Here is a 19,528-nt window from a genome sequence, read left to right as displayed (position 1 = left end):
CGTGATGACGTCCGAGACTTGAGCATCAGGCTGGACTGCCTCCCTCTGCAGCGTCCTTGACTTCATATCGCAGAGGTGTCGGAGTCGAACTTCTGCAGGGGGTACAGGCAGCGGGTGAAACTACCGAACAGCATCTGTTTGATGCGGCTGGTTTCCGTAACGGCTTCCCTCAGGTTATGGGCAGTCTGCCCCTCCGTAGCGGTGTAGTTGCATGGCTTCAGCTCGGTGAAGCCTCTGCTGACCTGAACGTTATAGCCTGCGGCTTTCCGGGTGGCCACTTTCACGGCTCAAGATGAATTGTTCGCTGGTACGTAATGTCTGGCCGACGATCTCGCGCTGCCCTGGCTGGAAGTTGGGCAAGGCTCCCAGGTGGAACGGATGAAAGCCCGTGGTGACTTCGCCGGTAGGCGATGTGCGGCTTGCCGGTCTTGGAGTTCTCGACCGGAATATGCCATTCACCTTCGTCCAGATGCACGTCTTTCCACTGCGCCAGCATCAGCTCGGACTTGCGCACCAGGGTCATCAGGATCAACTGGAAGGCGATCTTGAACTGGCGGCGGATGTTGGAGGTTTGCATGGCGCGTAGGAACTGCCGGGCCTCGTCCGGCGTCAGCGCCCGTTCGCGGGCGGCGGCGCGGTAGACGTGCCGAATCGGCAGGGCCATGACCGGGTTGGCCTGGATGAGGCCGCAGATCAGTGCGTAATCGAACATGCGCTTGAGCAGGCCGCGCACCTGGCCGGCGGCGGCATCGAAGCCTTGTTCCTTCTTGCGCCAGATGACGCTGCGCACGTCCTCAGCGGTGATGTCGCGGATCGGCTTGCTGCCGATGTGCGGCAGGATGTCCTTTTCCAGGTAGCGGCGAGGCATTGTCACGCTCTGGCGGTCGCCTGGACCCCACCTCACTTCCCGATGCAGAAACTAGAAAATATCTCCCCCAGCAAATCGTCGCTTGTGAACTGGCCGGTGATTTGGCAGAGCGCTTCGTGGGCAAGGCGGAGTTCTTCGGCAAAGAGGTCGAGTACCTGGTCGCTGTGGCTGGCGTGTTCGGCGGCGAGGGTGAGGTGGTTGCGGGCGGCTTCGAGGGCGGTGAGGTGGCGTTCGCGGGCGAGCCACGGGGATTCGTTGCCGGGGTTCCAGCCAGCGATATCGAGCAGTTGCCGACGCAGGGCGTCCAGGCCTTCGCCGGTTTTGGCGGAAATGTAGAGGACGGTGGGCGATGTAGGGGTGTTGGCGATGCCCGCTGCACTGCCGGCGCCGTCTGGCAAGCCGCCTTTTGTGGCGGCGCTTGTGGCAGTGGCGGCGCGCGCGGCTGCTGCGCCGGGCTGGGTGGGGGTGTTTTTGCCGATGGCCGCGGGAAGCGCGGCGGGTTTGGTTGAAATGTGGGGCGTTGAAAGGGCGTCGGGCGCGCTGCATGGGCCGGCCTTGCCAACGCCTGCCAGCAGATCCCACTTGTTATATACCTTCAGCACGGGCGTGCGCGCGGGCAGGCGGGCGGTGATGGCGGTGTCCAGGGGGCTGTCTGGGTCGCGGGCGTCTTGCAGGTGCAGGATGACGTTGGCTTTTTCGATTTCGGCCCAGCTGCGGGCGATGCCTATGCTTTCGACGGTGTCGTCGGTTTCGCGCAGGCCGGCGGTGTCGATGATGTGCATGGGCACGCCGTCGATGTGGATCTGCTGGATGACTTTATCGCGGGTAGTGCCGGCGATAGGGGTAACGATGGCGATGTCATCGCCGGCCAGGGCGTTGAGCAGGCTGGATTTGCCGACGTTGGGCTGGCCGGCCAGCACGACGTGCAGCCCTTCGCGCAGGATCATGCCTTGGCGGGCCTGAGTGGTCAGGGCAGCCAGGTCTTGCCGGATAGCGGCGAGCGTGGAGGCGGCCTGGTATTTTTCAAGGAAGTCGATTTCTTCTTCAGGAAAGTCGAGGGTGGCCTCGACCAACATGCGCAAATGGACGATGCGGTCGCTCAGCGCGTTGACCTGGTTGGAAAAGGCGCCGCTGAGTGATGCCATGGCGCTGCGTGCGGCGGCGTCGGACGAGGCGTCGATGAGGTCGGCCACGGCTTCGGCCTGAGCGAGATCCATGCGGTCGTTCAGGAAGGCGCGCTGGGTGAACTCGCCGGGCTCGGCCAAGCGCAGGCCGAATTCGCTACCCGTTCGCAGGCAATGCTGGAGCAGACGGCGCAATACGGCAGGGCCGCCATGGCCTTGCAGTTCGATAACGTCTTCGCCGGTGTAGGAGTGTGGTGCCTTGAAATACAGGGCAATACCTGCGTCGATGGCTTGGCCGGCCTCGTCGTTGAAGGGCAGGTAGTGGGCGTGGCGCGGTTTGAGCGGCGCACCGAAAAGCTTCTGCACCAAGGGGGCGAGGTTGCGTCCTGAAATGCGTACGACGCCGATGCCGCCGCGGCCGGGGGCGGTGGCGATGGCGGCGATGGGTTCGTGGGCGCGCAGAGACATGGCAAAATCCGGAATTCACAATCACACAACAAGGAGCCATCATGCCATACCTGATCGAAACCTTCGACAAACCCCACAGCCAGGCTTTGCGTCAGTCGGTGCGCGACAAGCATTTGGATTTTCTTGAAGAGAACAAAGCGTTGTTGCTGGCGTGCGGCGCCAAGCTGGAGGATGACGGCACAGGGGGCACGGGCAGCGTATATATCGTGGATGTGGAAACCCGCGCCGAAGCTGAGGATTTCGTGAATCGTGATCCGTTCGCGATCGCGGGGCTGTTCGAGCGCATGACGATCACGCGCTGGCGCAAGGCGTATCTCGACGGCGAGTGCTATTTATAAGCATCCCTGCCAGGCCGGGTTGTAACAACCAGCCCCCGCAATGGGCCTGCTCAAGAGCCATTGCGGGGGCGTTGTATTGTTGCGGCCTGGCCATCTGGCTGGCCGGAATCACGGAGCGCGAACGGCGGCGACGTGCAAAATGTGCTTGATGGGCGACGTCGCCGGGCCGGGGGCTGATATCAGCCTTGTTTCATCGCGCTTTCCACTTTTTCGATCGCTGCGGCCACACCCGCGCCGTAGGCAGGGTCCGCCTGGGTGCAGTGGTCGATATGGCGCTGTTGCACGTCTTTGGTAACGCCGGCGATGGCGCGGGCGGTGTTGTCGAACAGAGCCTGCTTTTGTTCGTCGCTCATCAGGCGGAACAGGTTGCCGGGTTGCGAGAAGTAGTCCGTGTCTTCGCGGTGGTTCCAGTGGTCGGCCGCGCCCTCGATGGACAGGGGCGGCTCGCGGAAGTCGGGTTGCTCTTCCCATTCGCCGCTATTGTTGGGCTGATTGCCCGTGGTGCCGCCATAGTTACCGTCTACCCGCATGGCGCCGTCCCGGTGGAAGGCATGGTAGGGGCACTTGGGCGCATTGACGGGGATTTGATGGTGGTTGATGCCCAGGCGGTAGCGCTGGGTGTCGCCGTATGAAAACAGCCTGGCCTGCAGCATGCGGTCGGGCGAGAAGCCGATACCGGGTACGACATGGGCGGGGTTGAAGGCGGCTTGCTCCACTTCGGCGAACACGTTTTCGGGGTTGCGGTTCAGTTCCAGTTGGCCCACCTCGATCATCGGGTAGTCTGCATGCGGCCACACTTTGGTCAAGTCGAAGGGGTTCAGGTGATACGAACCGGCTTCTTTCTCGGGCATGATCTGCACATACATCGTCCAGCGCGGGAAGTCGCCGTTTTCGATCGCGTCGAAAAGATCGCGGTGCGAGCTTTCGCGGTCGCGGCCCACCACCTCACATGCTTCGGCATCGGACAGGTTCTTGATGCCTTGCTGGGTTTTGAAGTGAAATTTGACCCAGAAGCGCTCGTTCTGCGCATTGATGAAGCTGAATGTGTGGCTGCCGAACAGATGCATATTGCGATAGCCCGCAGGGATGCCGCGGTCGCTCATCACAATAGTGACTTGGTGCAGGGCCTCGGGCAGGCCGGTCCAGAATTCCCAGTTGTTCTGTGCGCTGCGCATGCCGGTGCGCGGGTCGCGTTTGACGGCGTGGTTCAGGTCGGGGAACTTAAGTGGATCACGGAAGAAGAACACCGGCGTATTGTTGCCAACCAGGTCCCAATTGCCCTGTTCGGTATAGAACTTCATCGCAATACCGCGAATGTCGCGTTCGGCGTCCGCCGCGCCGCGCTCGCCTGCCACGGTGGAAAAGCGCGCAAACATGGGCGTTTTCTTGCCGACTTCAGAGAACATCTTGGCGCGGGTGTATTGGGTAATGTCGTGTGTGACGGTAAAGGTGCCATAGGCGCCCGTGCCCTTGGCGTGCATGCGGCGCTCGGGGATGACTTCGCGGTCGAAGTGGGCCAGCTTCTCGATCAGCCAGACATCCTGTAACAAGGCGGGGCCGCGCGGGCCGGCAGTCATGATGTTTTGGTTGTCGGCGACGGGCGCGCCGGCGGCGGTAGTGAGTTTCTTCATGGCATATCCCTTCTGGAGAATGATGGCGGCTGAGGCTGCCTGACCGGTTAAGGTATGTTGCATGCTGACCCCCCTGTGCGGGGCCATTTTATGGACATGGATGAAAGTCTAGAGAATGCCGGTTGTTAAGTAAAATTGATTATAAATAAATAACTGATTTATCTAGACTATTAACCGGCAGTAGTTAAAGCGGTAATGGCTTGAGCGGCGCTGGTTCAAGCGGCGCTGGCGCTGCGACCCGTCGTCGGCGCCAAACCTTATGGCCCCCGGAGCACACTGGGACGACACCATCGCCTGCGATATGTAAGGCTTATAAGCGATGGCGTGCGTGTGCATAGCATGCCTTGACGACGTATACGCATTGTTGCCCTCCATGGCATGTTTGGTTTTACACCCCCAGATACGCCTGTAGTGCAGGCTTTTGCGCCTCAAGCTCTGTGGATGCGCCCCGCCATACCACGCGTCCCTTTTCAACGATGTAGTGGCGATCCGCCAGCCGCAGCAAGGGCCCGAGGTTTTTGTCTATACACAGGATTGTCATGCCCAGTTGCTTGAGCTCGGCCAGACAGCGCCAGATTTCCTGGCGGATGAGGGGCGCCAGCCCTTCGGTGGCTTCGTCCAGGATCAGCAGGCGCGGGTTGGTCATCAGCGCCCTGCCGATGGCCAGCATCTGCTGCTCGCCGCCGGACAGCGTGCTGCCCGATTGGCCCGCGCGCTCCCGCAGGCGGGGAAAGAGGGCATAGATTCGTTCCGTCGTCCAGGGGCGAGCCAGGCGCTGCCTGTTGTGCGCGGTAGCCACCAGGTTCTCATGCACGGTCAGTGTTGGGAAGATCTGCCGCCCTTCAGGTACCAGGCCAATGCCGGCACGGGCAATTTTATGAGGTGGCAGGCCGTTGATGGGCTTGCCCGCAAAGTCGATGCCACCAACGGCGGGCGCCATAAAACCGACGATGGCCTTGACGCTAGTGGACTTGCCCATGCCATTGCGGCCCAGCAGTGTCACGAACTCGCCTTCGCGGATCTCGAAATCCATGCCGAACAGGGCTTGGCTCGCGCCGTAGAAAACATCGATGCCGCGCACCGCAAGCAGCGCCGTCATGCCTCATCTCCCAGGTAGGCGGCTCGCACGTCGGGGTGCTTGCGAACGTAGGCGGCATCGCCAGTGGCGATGATGCGGCCATACACCAATACGGATACGCGGTCGGCAAGACGGAACACGGCATCCATGTCGTGCTCCACCAACACGATGCCGTAGCGCCCCTTGAGCGATTGCAGCAGGTGTGTCATGTCGGCTGACTCCGCCTGGCTCATGCCGGCCATGGGCTCGTCCAGGAGCAGCAGGCGAGGTTCGCCCGCAAGTACCATGGCCAATTCGAGCTGGCGCTGCTCGCCATGGGCGAGATCGGCGGCAGGCGTGTCGCGCCGGTGCGCCAGGCCTACCCTTTCCAGCATGGCCTGCGCGGGGCCCGTGAGCGACGGCTGAGCCGCCACAGGCTGCCAGGCACGAAAACTATGGCCTTGGTGCGCCTGCACCGCCAACATCACATTCTGCTGAGCAGTGAATTCCGGAAAGACAGAGGTGATTTGGTATGAACGCGCCAGGCCAAGCAATGCGCGGCGTTCGACCGGCTCTCGTGTAATGTCTTTGCCTTGTAGTGTGATGGTGCCCGAGTCGGGCCGCAGTTCTCCGGCCAGTTGCCCGATCAGTGTGCTTTTGCCGGCGCCGTTGGGGCCAATGATGGCGTGCAGTTCGCCGGTGGCAATGTCCAGGTCGACACAGTCGGTGGCTTGCAGCCCACCGTAGCGCTTGCGCAGTTGGCGTACAGAAAGCAGACTCATGCGCGGCGCCTCCCGTCCAGTGGTGCTCGCGCGCGGCGGCGGTGCTCCCACCCTGCCAGCAGGCCCACCAAGCCTTGTCGGCTGGCGAGGGCCACAATCACGATCAGTGGCCCGAAAATCACCATCCAGTGGTCAGTGACGGCTTTCAGGCCTTCCTCGGCGAGAATCATCGCCACGGCGCCGAACACGGGGCCGAAGAGTGTGCCCAGGCCACCCAGCATCACCATCACGATCAGTTCGCCTGACGTTGTCCACGACATATAAGACGGCGAGGCGAATTGCGTGAGATTGGCATACAGCAGGCCGGCCACGCCGCATATCATTGCGGCCAGTACATAAACCGCCAAGCGGTAGCGAAAGGTGGGGTAGCCCAGCGCGCGCATGCGTTTGTCGTTGCTGTTGCTGGCGCGCAGCACCATGCCCAAACGGGAATGGATGAGGCGGTGGCAGCCATACAGGGCGGCGCACACGAGCGCCAGGGTAAGGAGATACAGTACCGGGCCATCACCCAACTGCAGGCCACCGAAGCGGCTGCTTGCCGCCAGGCGCATGCCATCGTCGCCGCCGTACTGGCTCAAGCTGACGAACAGAAAGTAGAACATTTGCGCAAAGGCCAGCGTAATCATAATGAAGGAAATGCCTGTCGTGCGCAGCACTATGCAACCGGTAATCAGCCCTACAGCGCCGCACACGGCCAGCGTTACCAACAAGTGCGCCCAGCCGCTGGCTATACCGTGGTGGCTCAGGATTGCCGCACTGTATACACCCAGGCCCAGGAACAACGCATGGCCAAAGCTCACCATGCCGCCGTAGCCCAGGATCAGGTTGAGGGACAGCGCCGCCAAGGCAAAGATGAGAATACGCGTGAGCAGTGTGATGGCGAAGGGTTCATCTTGTGCAAACACGGGGGCCAAGGCGAGCAGCAACAGCAAAAACAACCCCGCTCGGGTGGCGAGGGGCAACTGGCAAAACCGGTCTATCATTTGGCGCATAACGCAATACATCAATCGAGGCATCAATGCCGTTGTACCGGAAACAGCCCTTCGGGCCGTAATGCCAACACGATGGCCATCAGTAGATAAATCATCATGGAAGCCAGCGCAGGGCCTGCGACATCGGCCGCACTGCGCTCGAGCATAGTGCGAAGTACGGCGGGCAGCACCGTGCGCCCAAGGGTGTCGACCACCCCCACGATGAGCGACGCATAGAATGCGCCCCGTATGGAGCCTATGCCGCCGATCACAATCACCACCATGGTCAGAATCAGGATGGGCTCGCCCATGCCGGCCTGCACCGACATAATCGGCCCCGCCAGCAAGCCCGCGAAGCCTGCAAGGATGGCGCCCAGGGCAAACAGGAGCGCATTGAGCAGGTTGATGTTCACGCCCAAGGCATCCACCATGGCGCGGTGCGTCGCACCAGCGCGTATCAGCATGCCGATGCGCGTACGGTGGATGAGCAGGTAACAGCCCAGCGCCACCAGCAGCCCCGCAGCGATCACCACCAGGCGATATGCGGGGTAGCGCACGCCCAACACGTTTACCGTGCCGATCAGGTATTCGGGCACTTCCATGTAGTAGGGCGAAGGCCCCCAGATCATGCGGGCGATTTCATTGAAAAATAGGATCAGGCCGAAGGTGGCCAACACCTGGTCCAGGTGGCTGCGCTGGTATAGCTTGCGCAGCGCAATCTGGTTGATGACAAGCCCCAAGACCGCCATGGCCGGTATCAGCAGAACAGCCGCCAGCAGAAATGAGCCGGTGTAGTTGTACAGCGAGGCCGCGAAAAACGCGCCCATCATATATAGCGAGCCATGCGCCAGGTTGACGAAGCTCATGATGCCGAACACCAGTGTCAGCCCCGCCGCCATGAGAAACAGCAGCACGCCCAGTTGCAGGCCATTGAGCGTCTGTATAAAGAATAGGGCAGGGCTCAAGCCTGGCCTCCGCGTTGCGCGGACGGCCCAATGCACACGGGCCGCCTACGGGGTTGGCGTTATTTCATGTCACATTGCGCGGCAAAATTGGCGCGCTTTGCGATTTTGATAGGTGTGGATGCCTGCAGCACTGCGCCGTCCGGCCCGTCTACCACGTCTACACGGTAGAAGGGGGCGTCGGGAAAGTGGTTGGAGTCGAACTTGAAGCTGCCGCGCACCGATTGGAAATCGGCCTGCTTGAGGGCTGCGCGGAAGGCATCCTTGTTGCTCAGGTCGCCCTTGACCTTCGCAAGCGCGGAATCGATCAGGCTGGCCGCGTCATACGATTGCGCCGCATACATTGAGGGCTGACGTTTGTAGGCTTTTACGAAGGCTTCCACAAACTGCTTGTTCTGCGGGTTGTCGATATTGGGCGCATAAGGCGCGCTGGTGATAGCGCCCACGGCAATCGACTTGAGCGCTGGCAGGGTGGAGCCGTCGATACTGGCGGCCGATAGCAGGGGCACCGTGCCCAGCAGGCCCGCCTGACGGTATTGCTTGACGAAGTTAACCCCCATGCCGCCTGGGTAGAACACGTAAACGGCGTCGGGTGAGGCCGCCTGCAGTTGCGCCAATTCGGCCGAGTAGTCGGGTTGATTGACTTGCGTGTAGACCTCGTTGATGACGGTGCCGGTGTAGTCGCGCTTGAAGCCAGACACCGCGTCGCGGCCAGCCTGGTAGTTGGCGGCCATGACGTACATATTCTTGTAGCCCAGGTCGGTGGCCAGTTGGCCACCGGCCTCATGCAGCATGTCGTTGTCCCACGAGGTAGAGAAGAAATTGGGTGAGCACTGCTTGCCGGCGATGGGCGCCGGGCCGGCGTTGGAGCCGATCAGGAACACGCCCGCATCGGTGATGGGCTTGTGGATGGCCATCATTACGTTGGAGAACGTAACGCCGGTGATAATCTGCACGTGTTCGCTCTTGAGCAGGCGCGTTGCGGCTTGTACGCCCACATCGGGTTTGAGCTGGTCGTCTTCGCGGATCACCTGAACCGGGACGCCACCTAGTTTGCCGCCCTTTTGCTCAATGGCCAGCATGAACGCGTCGTACATATCTTGCCCCAGCGCGCCGCCGGGGCCGGACATGGTGGCAATGAAACCGATTTTAATGGGGTCTTGCGCCGCTGCGGGGGCTGCTACCCCCAGTGCGCCGCATAGCAGCGCCGCCGCCATGGCGCCCGGTGCGAGCAGCCGATGGCGGGGTGTAGCCGCCGGGCTTGTGTGAAGGCTCGCGGAAGTGTGCGGCTTGTGGTTACAGGCACAAGATGTGGCCATGGTGTCTCCTTTTGCGCCGCTGCGGCGGTGCTCGGCTTGTTGTTGCGATGTCTGGGCACACGCTTGAAACCCGCCGCGATGCCCATGGGCAATCCCCCGCTGGCGGCTTCAAGACTGGTCTGGGGACGTTACAGGAAGCCTAAAGCGCCCGGTATCGGGAATAACCCATAATGCGCAAAGCCCCGCGCATTTGTGAACTGATCCCCTGGAGGGGTGCGGTTCATTGCGCGGGGCTTTGGTGCTGCACGATACCTGTGCGCGCCCTTTTAAACCAGGGTGCGCACAGTGGTGGTTTAGCGTGATGCGGCGGCCGTTTCTTTGTCTAGCTTATGCATGATGTAGCGCTGCTGCGCGATGGACACGGCGTTGTTGACGCACCAGTACAGTACCAGGCCGGCCGGGAAGAAGAACATCATCCCGCCGAACACCAGCGGCATGATCATCATGATCTTGGCCTGGGTGGGATCGGGTGGCGTGGGGTTGAGCTTGATCTGCAGGAACATCGTGGCCATCATGATGGCGGGCAGGATGAACCAGGGATCGCGGGCCGAGAGGTCGTGGATCCAAAGCACCCACGGCGCGCCGCGCATTTCGACGCTGCCCAGCAGCACCCAGTACAGTGCAATGAACACCGGGATCTGGATCACCATGGGTAGGCAGCCGCCCAGCGGATTAATCTTTTCGGTGCGGTACATCTCCATCATGGCGGCGTTCAGCTTGGCCTTGTCGTCGCCGAATTTTTCACGCAGCGCCTGCATGCGCGGCGCCACCTGCTTCATTTTGGCCATAGAGCGGTAGCTGGCGGCCGACAGCGGGTAGAACACCAGCTTGATCAGCAGCGTGAGTACGACGATCGTCCAGCCCCAGTTGCCCAGAAGGCTGTGGATCCAGGTCATCAGCTTGAACAGTGGCTTGGCAATGATGGTGAGCCAGCCGTAGTCGACAACCAGTTCGAGCCCCGGCGCGATGGCGCTCATGGCTTTCTGGTCTTGCGGGCCGACCCACAGGCTGCTGTCCACGGCGATGTGCTGGCCCGGCTGGATCGTGCCGACCGCCTCGATGGTGCGGATGGCATACAGGTTGTTGGACAGGCGCAGGGCTTCGTTGTGGCGGGTTACGCCTTCCTTCGGCACCCAGGCGGAGGCGAAGTAGTGCTGCACCATGCCGATCCAGCCGTTGTCGGCCTGTTTGACATAGCTGGCATTGCCCTTGTCGATGTCCTTGAACGGGATCTTCTGGAATTTTTCTTCGGCCGAATAGAGTGCGGGGCCGGTGAACGTGCTGTAGAACGCGGATTTGTCGCCAGGATCGTTGCTGTCGCGCGTGAGTTGCAGATACAGCGACGGCGAGACAGGCTGGCTGCCGACGTTGTAGATGTCGTGGCGCACGTCGATGTCGTAGCTGCCGCGGCGCAGCGTGTATGTTTTGACGACGCGCAGGCCATCGGACTGTGCCTCGAATACGACGTCGAGCTTGTCGCCCTCAAGGCTGCGGCCCTGCGAAACAAGGGTGAACGGCGTCAGGTGCGTGGGGTAGCTGGCACCCTGTGGCGCGCCGATGACGCCTGTCTGGGCCAGATAGGTGTTGGACGGAACGTTGTCGAACAGCACCATGGGCTGGTCTTTGCTGCCAGGCGCCGTATAGTTCAGCAGTTCGGCCTTGACCAGTTGCGCGCCCAGGGTATCGAAGGTCAGGTCATAGACATCGGTTTTGATGTTGACTTTTTCTGCCTGGGGCTGCGCCGTCTGCGTACCGTTGCCGCCGGGCACATTGGCAGCCGTGGGCCCAACGGCCGCTGCGGGCGCCGGCACGCTGGTATCTGCCGGGGTGGCCGCCTGCTGGCTGTCGGCCTGCTGTGTTGCAGGCGGGTTGCCGCCGAACAGCGATGGCTTGCCGTTATGCACTTGCCAGTTATTCCATAACAGCAAGAGCGAGAAGGAGAATATCATCCAGAGGATGGTGCGTCGGATTTCCATAGCGCCTGTTTCGAATTGAAGCCGAGCAAAAGCTCAACAGTTTAACGTAGCCCGGCTGAATCCTGCTTGAGCGGGGCAGGGTGTGGATAAAGACCCGTGCCGTTGTGCGAACCGGCGTTCAGGGGGCGTCTTGGCCATGCCGGCTTTGCGTGAACAACCCTTTTGCCGGCGGGACGGGATCGAGCCCGCCCTGGCACCACGGATGACAGCGGGCGATGCGCCGCGCCCCCAGGTACACGCCGCGGGCGGCGCCATGGGTTTCGATGGCCTCGATCGTATACGCCGAACACGTAGGCGTGAAGCGGCACCCATGCCCCACCCAAGGGCTGAGAAAGTATCGGTAGAACCGGATCGGTGCGACCAGCAGCGTTTGCAGCGGTGTCATTGGCATGCCTTGTCGAGCAGTGCGTCGGCCTCGGCGCGCACTTGCTTTTTGAGTTCGGCAAGTGACGCCGGCGCCACGCGCGTATGCAGCCTGAATACCAGGTCAATGCCCCCAAGCCGGTGCTGCTTGTGGCGAAAAGCCTCGCGCAGCACACGCTTGATGGCATTGCGAGTAACCGCCCGCACGGCAAAGCGCTTGGCAATGATCATGCCCAGGCGTGCCTGAGGCTCGGCCCCTGTGGCGGATTGGGCCGGCGTGCCGCGTGGCGTGGTTACAACGAACAAAGCCCCTCTGGCAACACGCCGGCCTTTGAGGGCTGACGCATACTCGGAGGGGCGATGCAGGCGTGCCGCAGGAGGAAATGTGGCGCGCATCAACGCGGCAGAGCCGGCAGCATACGGCCGGCTGGCCTGAGGGGCGGCGGCAGGCTTAGACCGTAAGCTGCTTGCGACCCTTGGCACGGCGCGCATTGATAACGGCACGCCCGCCACGGGTTTTCATGCGGACGCGGAAACCGTGGGTACGCTTGCGGCGGGTAACAGAAGGTTGGAATGTGCGTTTCATGGGTTGATCCAGGTAAAAAGAACGGCCCGGAGCGCAACGGTAAGGTAAGGCCTGAAAGTGCGCCCTGGCCAATGTGCCGGCCTATGCGGTGGCGCCCCTGCAGCCCCTGTCGGGCCCCGTGGGGTTGAAAATTCGGTGTCAAGCCCGCCATTTCATCAATTTTTTATAGTTTTGTCAAATGGTTAGAGGCCAAACGGCGTGTCAAAAGCGTCAGGCGTGGGGTGCGGCTTGTGGATAACTTGGGCTTCGACGGGGTAGAATCGAGGTTTACTGAAGTGACCGACATGAATGAATTCTGGCAGTCCTGCGTTCACCAGTTGGAGCAGGATCTACCTCCACAACAAATAAGCGCCTGGATACGCCCGTTGGTACCGCTGGCTTTCGATGAAGCCGAGGCGGTGCTGCGTGTGTCTGCGCCCAATCGGTTCAAGCTCGATTGGGTGCGCAAGAATTTTTCCCACGAAATCGAGCGCCTGGCCACAGACTGGTACTCGCGTCCGGTACAGGTGCAGTTCGAGCTGGCCACTGGCGGTGCGCCGGTGGCCCCGCGAGCGGGTGCCGTGCGTGCGCCCGCCGCCCCGGCGCCGGCTGCGCCTGCTCAGGCGGCTGCGGCAACACCCGCAGCCGCAGCCGCCAAAGTTGCCGCCAGCCCGGGGGCGGTTGCCGCAGCTGCCGCGGCCGCCGAAGCCGTGCACGACCGCTCGCGCCTGAATACCGACCTCACCTTTAAAAACTTCGTTACTGGCAAGGCCAACCAGCTTGCCCGCGCGGCCGCCCTGCAGGTGGCCGAAAACCCGGGCGTGTCGTACAACCCGTTGTTTCTGTACGGCGGTGTGGGCCTGGGTAAAACCCACCTCATCCATGCCATCGGCAATGCGCTGGTGGCCAATGGCACCGGCACGCGTGTGCGCTATGTGCACGCAGACCAATACGTATCCGACGTGGTCAAGGCATACCAGCGCAAGGCGTTCGACGAATTCAAGCGGTACTACCATTCGCTCGACCTGCTGCTCATCGACGACATCCAGTTCTTCGCCGGCAAGAACCGCACGCAGGAAGAATTCTTCTACGCCTTCGAGGCCATGGTGGCCCAGCGCAAGCAGATCATCATTACTTCTGATACCTATCCGAAGGAGCTCGCCAACATCGACAGCCGTCTGATCTCGCGTTTCGATTCGGGGCTTACAGTGGCGATCGAGCCACCCGAGCTCGAGATGCGCGTGGCCATCTTGCTGCACAAGGCGCAAACCGAAGGCATCAGCATGCCCGAAGAAGTGGCCTTCTTCATTGCCAAGCATCTGCGCAGCAATGTGCGCGAACTCGAAGGCGCACTGCGCAAGGTGTCCGCCTTTGCGCGCTTTCATGGCCGCGATGTGCTTTCCGTCGACGTCTGCAAAGAAGCGCTGAAGGATCTGCTGTCGGTGTCCAACGGCCAGATCACGGTAGAGAATATCCAGAAGACAGTCGCTGATTTCTACAAGATCAAGGTGGCCGACATGTATTCCAAGCGCCGGCCGGCAAACATTGCCATGCCGCGGCAGGTTGCCATGTACCTGGCCAAAGAACTCACCCAAAAAAGCCTGCCGGAAATCGGCGATCTCTTCGGCGGGCGCGATCACACCACGGTTCTGCACGCCGTGCGTAAAATCGCCGACGCCCGGTCCAAGCAGGCCGAGCTGAATCACGCTCTTCATGTACTGGAACAAACCCTCAAAGGATAATCATGCAACTCGTACAAGCGACACGCGATGAAGTGCTCAAGCCGCTCTCGACGGTGGCAGGTATTGTCGAACGGCGCAACACGCTGCCCATTCTTGCCAACATCCTGTTGCGCAAGGAAGGCGACCATGTTGCATTCATCGCGACCGATCTTGAAGTCCAGATTACGACGCATGCGCAGTTCGGGGTGGGCGGTGACAATGAATCGACAACCGTGGCGGCGCGCAAGCTGCTCGATATCCTGCGCGCGCTGCCCGATGCGGGCGATGTGAAGCTGGCGCTATCGGGCGCGAAGATGTCCGTACAGGCTGGCAAGAGCCGCTTCGCGCTGCAGACCATGCCGGCGCCCGAGTTCCCCATTTTGGCTCAGCCCGAAAAATGGGATGTCTCGTTCACGCTGCCGCAAAAAACGCTCAAGCACCTGTTCAACTCCGTGCACTTTGCCATGGCGCAGCAGGATATCCGCTACTACCTGAATGGCCTGCTGTTCGTATTCGAGCCCGGCTTTGTGCGTGCCGTCGCCACTGATGGTCACCGCTTGGCGCACAACGGCACCGCTGTCGAAGGCATCGACACCAAGCACGATGTCATCGTGCCCCGCAAGACCGTGCTGGAAATGCAGCGCCTGCTGTCCGACACCGAAGACCCTGTCTCCATCGACGTGGCCACTGGCCAGATCCGCTTCCGTTTCGGCGATGTCGAGCTTGTGTCCAAGCTGGTTGAAGGCAAGTTTCCCGACTTCACCCGTGTGATCCCCAGCAACTACACGCGCCACTTCACCATTGGCCGCGATGTGCTGCAGGGTGCGCTGCATCGCGCCGCCATTCTCACCACCGACAAGCTCAAGGGCGTGCGCCTGCAGCTGTCAGACAATCAGCTCAAAATATCCTCCTCCAACGCCGAGCAAGAAGAGGCTCAGGAAGAAATCGACATCGACTACGCCTATGAAGGCCTGGATGTCGGCTTCAACGTCAGTTACCTGCTTGATGTGCTGGGCAACGTGAAGACGGAAGAAGTGCGCTGGTCGGTGCAACCCGACGTCAACGCATCGGCGCTCATTACCGCGCCCGACGACGACCAGTTCAAGTATGTCGTGATGCCAATGCGCATCTAGCGGGCGCGTCAGCCCGCATGCCGGCTGGCCTCGCTGCCCGCCGGCGCCGCCGCCCGTGTGATCGAAGTTCGGGCACCCGCAAGGCTTATATAAGGTTTTCTCAAAACTATGTCAGATCAAAACACGAACGCCGCCGCTACCGGTTATGGCGCCGATTCCATCAAAATGCTCAAGGGCCTTGAAGCGGTACGCAAGCGCCCGGGCATGTACATTGGCGACACGTCCGATGGCACGGGCCTGCATCACATGGTTTTCGAGGTGGTCGACAACGCCATCGACGAAGCGCTTGCGGGCTACTGCGACGATATCGTGGTTACCATCCATGCTGACAACAGCATTTCGGTCAGCGATAACGGCCGGGGCATCCCCACCGACATCCACAAAGATGACGAGCACCACCGCAGCGCCGCTGAAATCGTCATGACCGAGCTGCACGCCGGCGGCAAATTCGATCACAACTCGTACAAGGTGTCCGGCGGCCTGCACGGCGTGGGCGTTTCGTGCGTGAATGCGCTGTCCGAATGGCTGCGGCTCACCATTTCGCGCAACGGCCAGGTACACGAGATGGAGTTTCGCCGTGGCGAGCGCGTCGAGGCGCTGAAAGTAACCGGCACCACCGAGGCCAGCGGCACGCGTGTACAGTTTCTGGCCGATTCACAGATATTCGAGAACATCGAATACCACTACGATATCCTGGCCAAGCGCCTGCGCGAGCTGTCCTTCCTGAACAACGGCGTCAAGGTGCGTTTGGTTGACGAGCGCACGGGCAAGGAAGAAAACTTTGCCTTTCTGGGTGGCGTAAAAGGTTTTGTGGAATACATCAACCGCAGCAAAACGGTGCTGCACCCCAACGTGTTTTCGGTGACCACCGAATCCATGGTGGGCGATACCACGATCGGTGTTGAAGTAGCCATGCAATGGAACGACGGCTACAACGAAACTGTGCTGTGCTTCACCAACAACATCCCGCAGCGTGATGGCGGCACTCACCTTACGGGCCTGCGCGCGGCCATGACGCGCGTCATCAACAAATACATCACTGATAACGAGCTGGCCAAGAAGGCCAAGGTGGACACCACAGGCGACGACATGCGCGAGGGGCTGGCCTGCGTGCTGTCGGTGAAGGTGCCCGAGCCCAAGTTCAGCAGCCAGACCAAAGACAAGCTGGTATCCAGCGAAGTGCGCCCCGCGGTTGAGGAAGCCGTGGCCCGCACGCTGGAAACCTGGCTGCTGGAACACCCCAACGATGCCAAGGCATTGTGCAACAAAATCATCGAAGCCGCCCGTGCGCGCGATGCGGCCCGCCGTGCGCGCGAAATGACGCGCCGCAAGAGTGTGCTGGAAGGCGCCGGCCTGCCCGGCAAGCTGGCCGATTGCCAGGAAAAAGACCCATCGCTGTGCGAAATCTACATCGTAGAGGGTGACTCGGCCGGCGGCTCCGCCAAGCAGGGGCGCGACCGCAAGTTCCAGGCCATTCTGCCGTTGCGCGGCAAGGTGCTCAATGTAGAAAAAGCCCGCTTCGACCGCCTGATCGCCAGTGAACAGATCGCCACGCTGATTACCGCACTGGGCACCGGCATCGGGCCTGATTTCAATATCGACAAGCTGCGCTACCACCGCATCATCATCATGACGGACGCCGACGTCGACGGTGCGCATATCCGCACCCTGCTGTTGACGCTGCTATACCGCCAGATGCCCGAACTGGTCCAGCGCGGCCACGTGTATATCGCCCAGCCGCCGCTGTACAAGGTCAAAGTCGGCCGCGAAGAGCGCTACCTGAAAGACGACGCGGAAGAAGCACAATTCATGCTCGAGCTAGCGCTCAAAGACGCCTCGCTCGTCACGCGCGAAGGCGCCGAGCCCATCACCGGCGATGCCCTGGGCGCCTTGGCGCGCCAGTACGTGCTGGCCGATTCCGTCATCAACCGCCTGTCGCGTCACCTTGACCTGGCCGCGTTGTCGGCCATGGCCGAAGGCGTCGAAGTAAATCTGGAAAGCGCCGAGACGGCCGAAGCCTGCGCCAAGCGCCTGCACGAAGCCTTGTTCGACCCAGCCCAGCCCAACGCCGTTTCGGTGGCGTCGCAGGCCAATGAAGAAGGCAATGCATGGCGCCTGGTACTCAGCCGCATCCACCACGGCAACGTGCGCGTCAGCATCTTCGACCGCACGTTCGTCCGCGGCGCCGACTACGCCGCGCTGGCCCGCGCCGCCCAAACCTTTCACGGTCTCATGGGCGAGGGCGCCGTCATCGCCCGCGGTGAAGGCGACAAGCGCAAAGAGAAGTCAGTCGGTGACTTCCGCGAAGTCATGCAATGGCTGCGCGGCGAGGCCGAACGCGCCATCAGCAAGCAGCGCTACAAAGGCCTGGGCGAAATGAACCCCGAGCAGCTCTGGGAAACCACCATGGATCCGACCGTGCGCCGCTTGCTGCGCGTGCAGATCGAGGACGCCATCGCGGCTGATCAGGTGTTTACCACACTGATGGGCGACCAGGTCGAGCCTCGGAGGGAGTTTATCGAGGCACATGCACTGCAGGCGGGGAATATTGATGTTTGATGGTGTCGATTCCCATAATTAATGAAAAATTCCCACAATTAATGAAAATCGATTCCCATAATTAGTGAAAAATCTGTAGCAGTGCAGATTTGCAAGCGGGCTCCGATACTTACAGCGGAGCCCGTTTCTTTTTGGCGGTGTGCGTCAAGGTATTCGCCCTGCCAAACAAGCAGCCAATCGAGCCGTCTTCCCAGATGTCAAAAACTCAGGAGGGGATGACTCCAACCCTTTGAGAAACATATCGTTTCAAAATATGAGTAGGAGACGAGCAAACACTGTTTACGCCATTATGAAGTCTGGCTATGCAGTGAAAATCTATGTTATTGATTTTTAATATAAAAATTCGGCAAGAACATTTTGTGTATGAGTTAATTTAACTCATATTAGCTATCGATTTTTGCTATTTGATAGTCTATGACTTGTACGTTTTTCCTATATTGCATAGACTCAAAACTTCCACAACCTGCTCGATCCCGACATGCATATGGACGCTATCGAACTGATCTATCGCATACGGCGTGCCGGGCATACGCAGGTCAGCCTCGCCCGCAAGCTTGGGGTCAGTCGCGCTGTTGTCAACGATGTGATCCATGACCGAAGCCGCTCGCAGCGCGTGGCCTCTTACATCGCCGAGGTGGTCGGAGCTGACATACAGCGGCTCTGGCCGGATCGCTATAAAGAGCTGCCACAACCGCGCCCTGAGGGTGCTCGCCGTAGCTCAAAGGAGGAGAACCGACCGGAGAAATAAAAAACCGAGCCACTTTCGTCGCTCGGCTTTTGCTTCTCGGAAGAAGCACTACTGCATCTGGTAAATACAGTATTGCTGCTTCCCAGGGCTTAAGTCAAGCCGAAATCCCCGAAACGTAACACTTCGTTTCTCTGCGCCTAAGCGCAGGGCGGGTGTCGTTGCGCCTCCTTCCTGCACGGTCGGCCTGGGCGCAGGGGACTCTTTTACTTAAAAACTGGAGCAGAAATATGCCCAACACATCCAAAAAACCGCGATCACGCACGGTGATCACCCCTTCTGGGGGCATTGTCCGAGGCAAATTTCCTAGCAAAAAAAATGGCCGCATGATCCACCACGAGGGTCTCTTAGAACTAGAAGCATGCTACCTGTTTGAGATGTCGCCACGGGTCATGGCATACAACGAACAGCCTCAAAAAATAAGCTACGTGGCTAACAACCGCATCGCTAAATATTTCCCGGATTTCGAACTGCAGCTTGATACCGGCGAAACCGTGCTTGTCGAAATCAAGCATTCGACCATTCTGGCTCGTGCAGAAATAGAGGAGAAATACAGCCAGATCAACGCGCATATGCAACGAACGTACCAATCATTCAGCATCCTCACTGAGGCATCAATTCGTCAAGAACCACGCCTCTGTAATTTGCGCCTCGCCTATAGGGAGCTGCTACCACACGCACCCACGCATACGTGGCTAGACAGCCTGCTGCCGCATCTCGCCGCCCTACAGAACCCTAGCATTCACGAGGTCAACGTGATGCTGAAGCCGTATGGTGTTTGCGCATTCGACCTGCTCGCAAGTGGGCACTTGACCTGCGACCTAACGAGGCCGTTGGCCTCGTCCACTCGGGTCTCACTTAACTATGGAGGTGAATCGAACCGGAAATCGCGGAGGCTGTTGGGTTAAAGTAAAACAGGTTCCTCAGCCGGTGCTGCAAGTTGTCG

Annotated in this window: 19 protein-coding genes; 6 read left to right on the top strand and 13 right to left on the bottom strand. The window is 60.4% G+C overall.

Features of this window, described 5'->3' with window-relative positions; all coding sequences use genetic code 11:
- Positions 1-62 precede the first annotated feature (62 nt).
- Genes LOL23_RS19120 through mnmE form a run of 3 tightly spaced genes read right to left on the bottom strand, consistent with a single transcriptional unit; the run spans position 63 to position 2,460 of the window.
- Positions 63-278 (bottom strand): hypothetical protein, encoded by a 216-nt coding sequence (locus LOL23_RS19120; protein WP_439652070.1) that lies wholly within the window; start codon positions 276-278, stop codon positions 63-65.
- Positions 279-280: 2 nt separating this feature from the next.
- A complete protein-coding gene (locus LOL23_RS04010; protein ID WP_439652069.1) occupies positions 281-868 on the bottom strand; it encodes a tyrosine-type recombinase/integrase in 588 nt (195 codons plus the stop codon).
- Positions 869-900: 32 nt separating this feature from the next.
- Positions 901-2,460, bottom strand: a complete 1,560-nt coding sequence (gene mnmE, locus LOL23_RS04005) for a tRNA uridine-5-carboxymethylaminomethyl(34) synthesis GTPase MnmE (RefSeq protein WP_160977508.1) — start codon at positions 2,458-2,460, stop codon at positions 901-903.
- Between the two features lie 41 nt (positions 2,461-2,501).
- Between mnmE and LOL23_RS04000 the strand changes: the two genes are divergently transcribed.
- A complete protein-coding gene (locus LOL23_RS04000) occupies positions 2,502-2,798 on the top strand; it encodes a YciI family protein (RefSeq protein WP_160977506.1) in 297 nt (98 codons plus the stop codon).
- Positions 2,799-2,977: 179 nt separating this feature from the next.
- Here LOL23_RS04000 and LOL23_RS03995 read toward each other — a convergent pair whose 3' ends face one another.
- The 10 genes from LOL23_RS03995 to rpmH form a co-directional block, all read right to left on the bottom strand.
- Positions 2,978-4,429, bottom strand: coding sequence for a catalase (locus LOL23_RS03995; RefSeq protein ID WP_160977827.1), 1,452 nt, complete (start codon positions 4,427-4,429; stop codon positions 2,978-2,980).
- Positions 4,430-4,817: 388 nt separating this feature from the next.
- On the bottom strand, positions 4,818-5,528 hold the full coding sequence (locus LOL23_RS03990; protein ID WP_160977504.1) for an ABC transporter ATP-binding protein: 711 nt from the start codon (positions 5,526-5,528) through the stop codon (positions 4,818-4,820).
- Entirely contained in the window at positions 5,525-6,268 is a 744-nt protein-coding gene (locus LOL23_RS03985) for an ABC transporter ATP-binding protein (RefSeq protein ID WP_160977502.1), read from the bottom strand. Before LOL23_RS03985 ends, LOL23_RS03990 begins: the two co-directional genes overlap by 4 nt.
- Positions 6,265-7,251, bottom strand: a complete 987-nt coding sequence (locus LOL23_RS03980) for a branched-chain amino acid ABC transporter permease (protein ID WP_160977500.1) — start codon at positions 7,249-7,251, stop codon at positions 6,265-6,267. Before LOL23_RS03980 ends, LOL23_RS03985 begins: the two co-directional genes overlap by 4 nt.
- 32 nt (positions 7,252-7,283) lie before the next feature.
- Positions 7,284-8,204, bottom strand: coding sequence for a branched-chain amino acid ABC transporter permease (locus LOL23_RS03975; protein WP_160977498.1), 921 nt, complete (start codon positions 8,202-8,204; stop codon positions 7,284-7,286).
- A gap of 59 nt (positions 8,205-8,263) precedes the next feature.
- On the bottom strand, positions 8,264-9,418 hold the full coding sequence (locus LOL23_RS03970; RefSeq protein WP_160977825.1) for an ABC transporter substrate-binding protein: 1,155 nt from the start codon (positions 9,416-9,418) through the stop codon (positions 8,264-8,266).
- Between the two features lie 395 nt (positions 9,419-9,813).
- A complete protein-coding gene (gene yidC, locus LOL23_RS03965) occupies positions 9,814-11,496 on the bottom strand; it encodes a membrane protein insertase YidC (RefSeq protein WP_160977496.1) in 1,683 nt (560 codons plus the stop codon).
- A gap of 118 nt (positions 11,497-11,614) precedes the next feature.
- On the bottom strand, positions 11,615-11,881 hold the full coding sequence (gene yidD, locus LOL23_RS03960) for a membrane protein insertion efficiency factor YidD (RefSeq protein ID WP_237173204.1): 267 nt from the start codon (positions 11,879-11,881) through the stop codon (positions 11,615-11,617).
- Positions 11,878-12,258, bottom strand: a complete 381-nt coding sequence (gene rnpA / locus LOL23_RS03955; protein ID WP_160977492.1) for a ribonuclease P protein component — start codon at positions 12,256-12,258, stop codon at positions 11,878-11,880. The genes yidD and rnpA overlap by 4 nt, the downstream gene beginning before the upstream one ends.
- A gap of 52 nt (positions 12,259-12,310) precedes the next feature.
- Complete coding sequence (gene rpmH / locus LOL23_RS03950; protein WP_160977490.1) at positions 12,311-12,445, bottom strand: 50S ribosomal protein L34; 135 nt, start codon at positions 12,443-12,445, stop codon at positions 12,311-12,313.
- 284 nt (positions 12,446-12,729) lie between these two features.
- Between rpmH and dnaA the strand changes: the two genes are divergently transcribed.
- From dnaA to LOL23_RS03925, 5 genes are all read left to right on the top strand, one after another.
- Positions 12,730-14,166 carry a chromosomal replication initiator protein DnaA gene (gene dnaA, locus LOL23_RS03945; RefSeq protein WP_160977488.1) on the top strand — a complete coding sequence of 479 codons (1,437 nt, stop codon included), beginning with the start codon at positions 12,730-12,732 and terminating at the stop codon, positions 14,164-14,166.
- Positions 14,167-14,168: 2 nt separating this feature from the next.
- Positions 14,169-15,278, top strand: coding sequence for a DNA polymerase III subunit beta (gene dnaN / locus LOL23_RS03940; protein WP_160977486.1), 1,110 nt, complete (start codon positions 14,169-14,171; stop codon positions 15,276-15,278).
- A gap of 108 nt (positions 15,279-15,386) precedes the next feature.
- Complete coding sequence (gyrB, locus tag LOL23_RS03935) at positions 15,387-17,837, top strand: DNA topoisomerase (ATP-hydrolyzing) subunit B (protein ID WP_160977484.1); 2,451 nt, start codon at positions 15,387-15,389, stop codon at positions 17,835-17,837.
- Between the two features lie 484 nt (positions 17,838-18,321).
- Complete coding sequence (locus LOL23_RS03930; RefSeq protein ID WP_237173203.1) at positions 18,322-18,585, top strand: helix-turn-helix domain-containing protein; 264 nt, start codon at positions 18,322-18,324, stop codon at positions 18,583-18,585.
- A gap of 227 nt (positions 18,586-18,812) precedes the next feature.
- The gene (locus LOL23_RS03925) at positions 18,813-19,490 is read left to right on the top strand and encodes a TnsA endonuclease N-terminal domain-containing protein (protein ID WP_237173202.1); all 678 of its coding nucleotides are present in this window, start codon (positions 18,813-18,815) and stop codon (positions 19,488-19,490) included.
- Positions 19,491-19,528 lie beyond the last annotated feature (38 nt).

This window comes from Paracandidimonas lactea (assembly GCF_021653995.1).
Lineage (GTDB): Bacteria > Pseudomonadota > Gammaproteobacteria > Burkholderiales > Burkholderiaceae_B > Allopusillimonas > Allopusillimonas lactea.
This window is presented reverse-complemented; position numbering and strand designations above follow the sequence as displayed.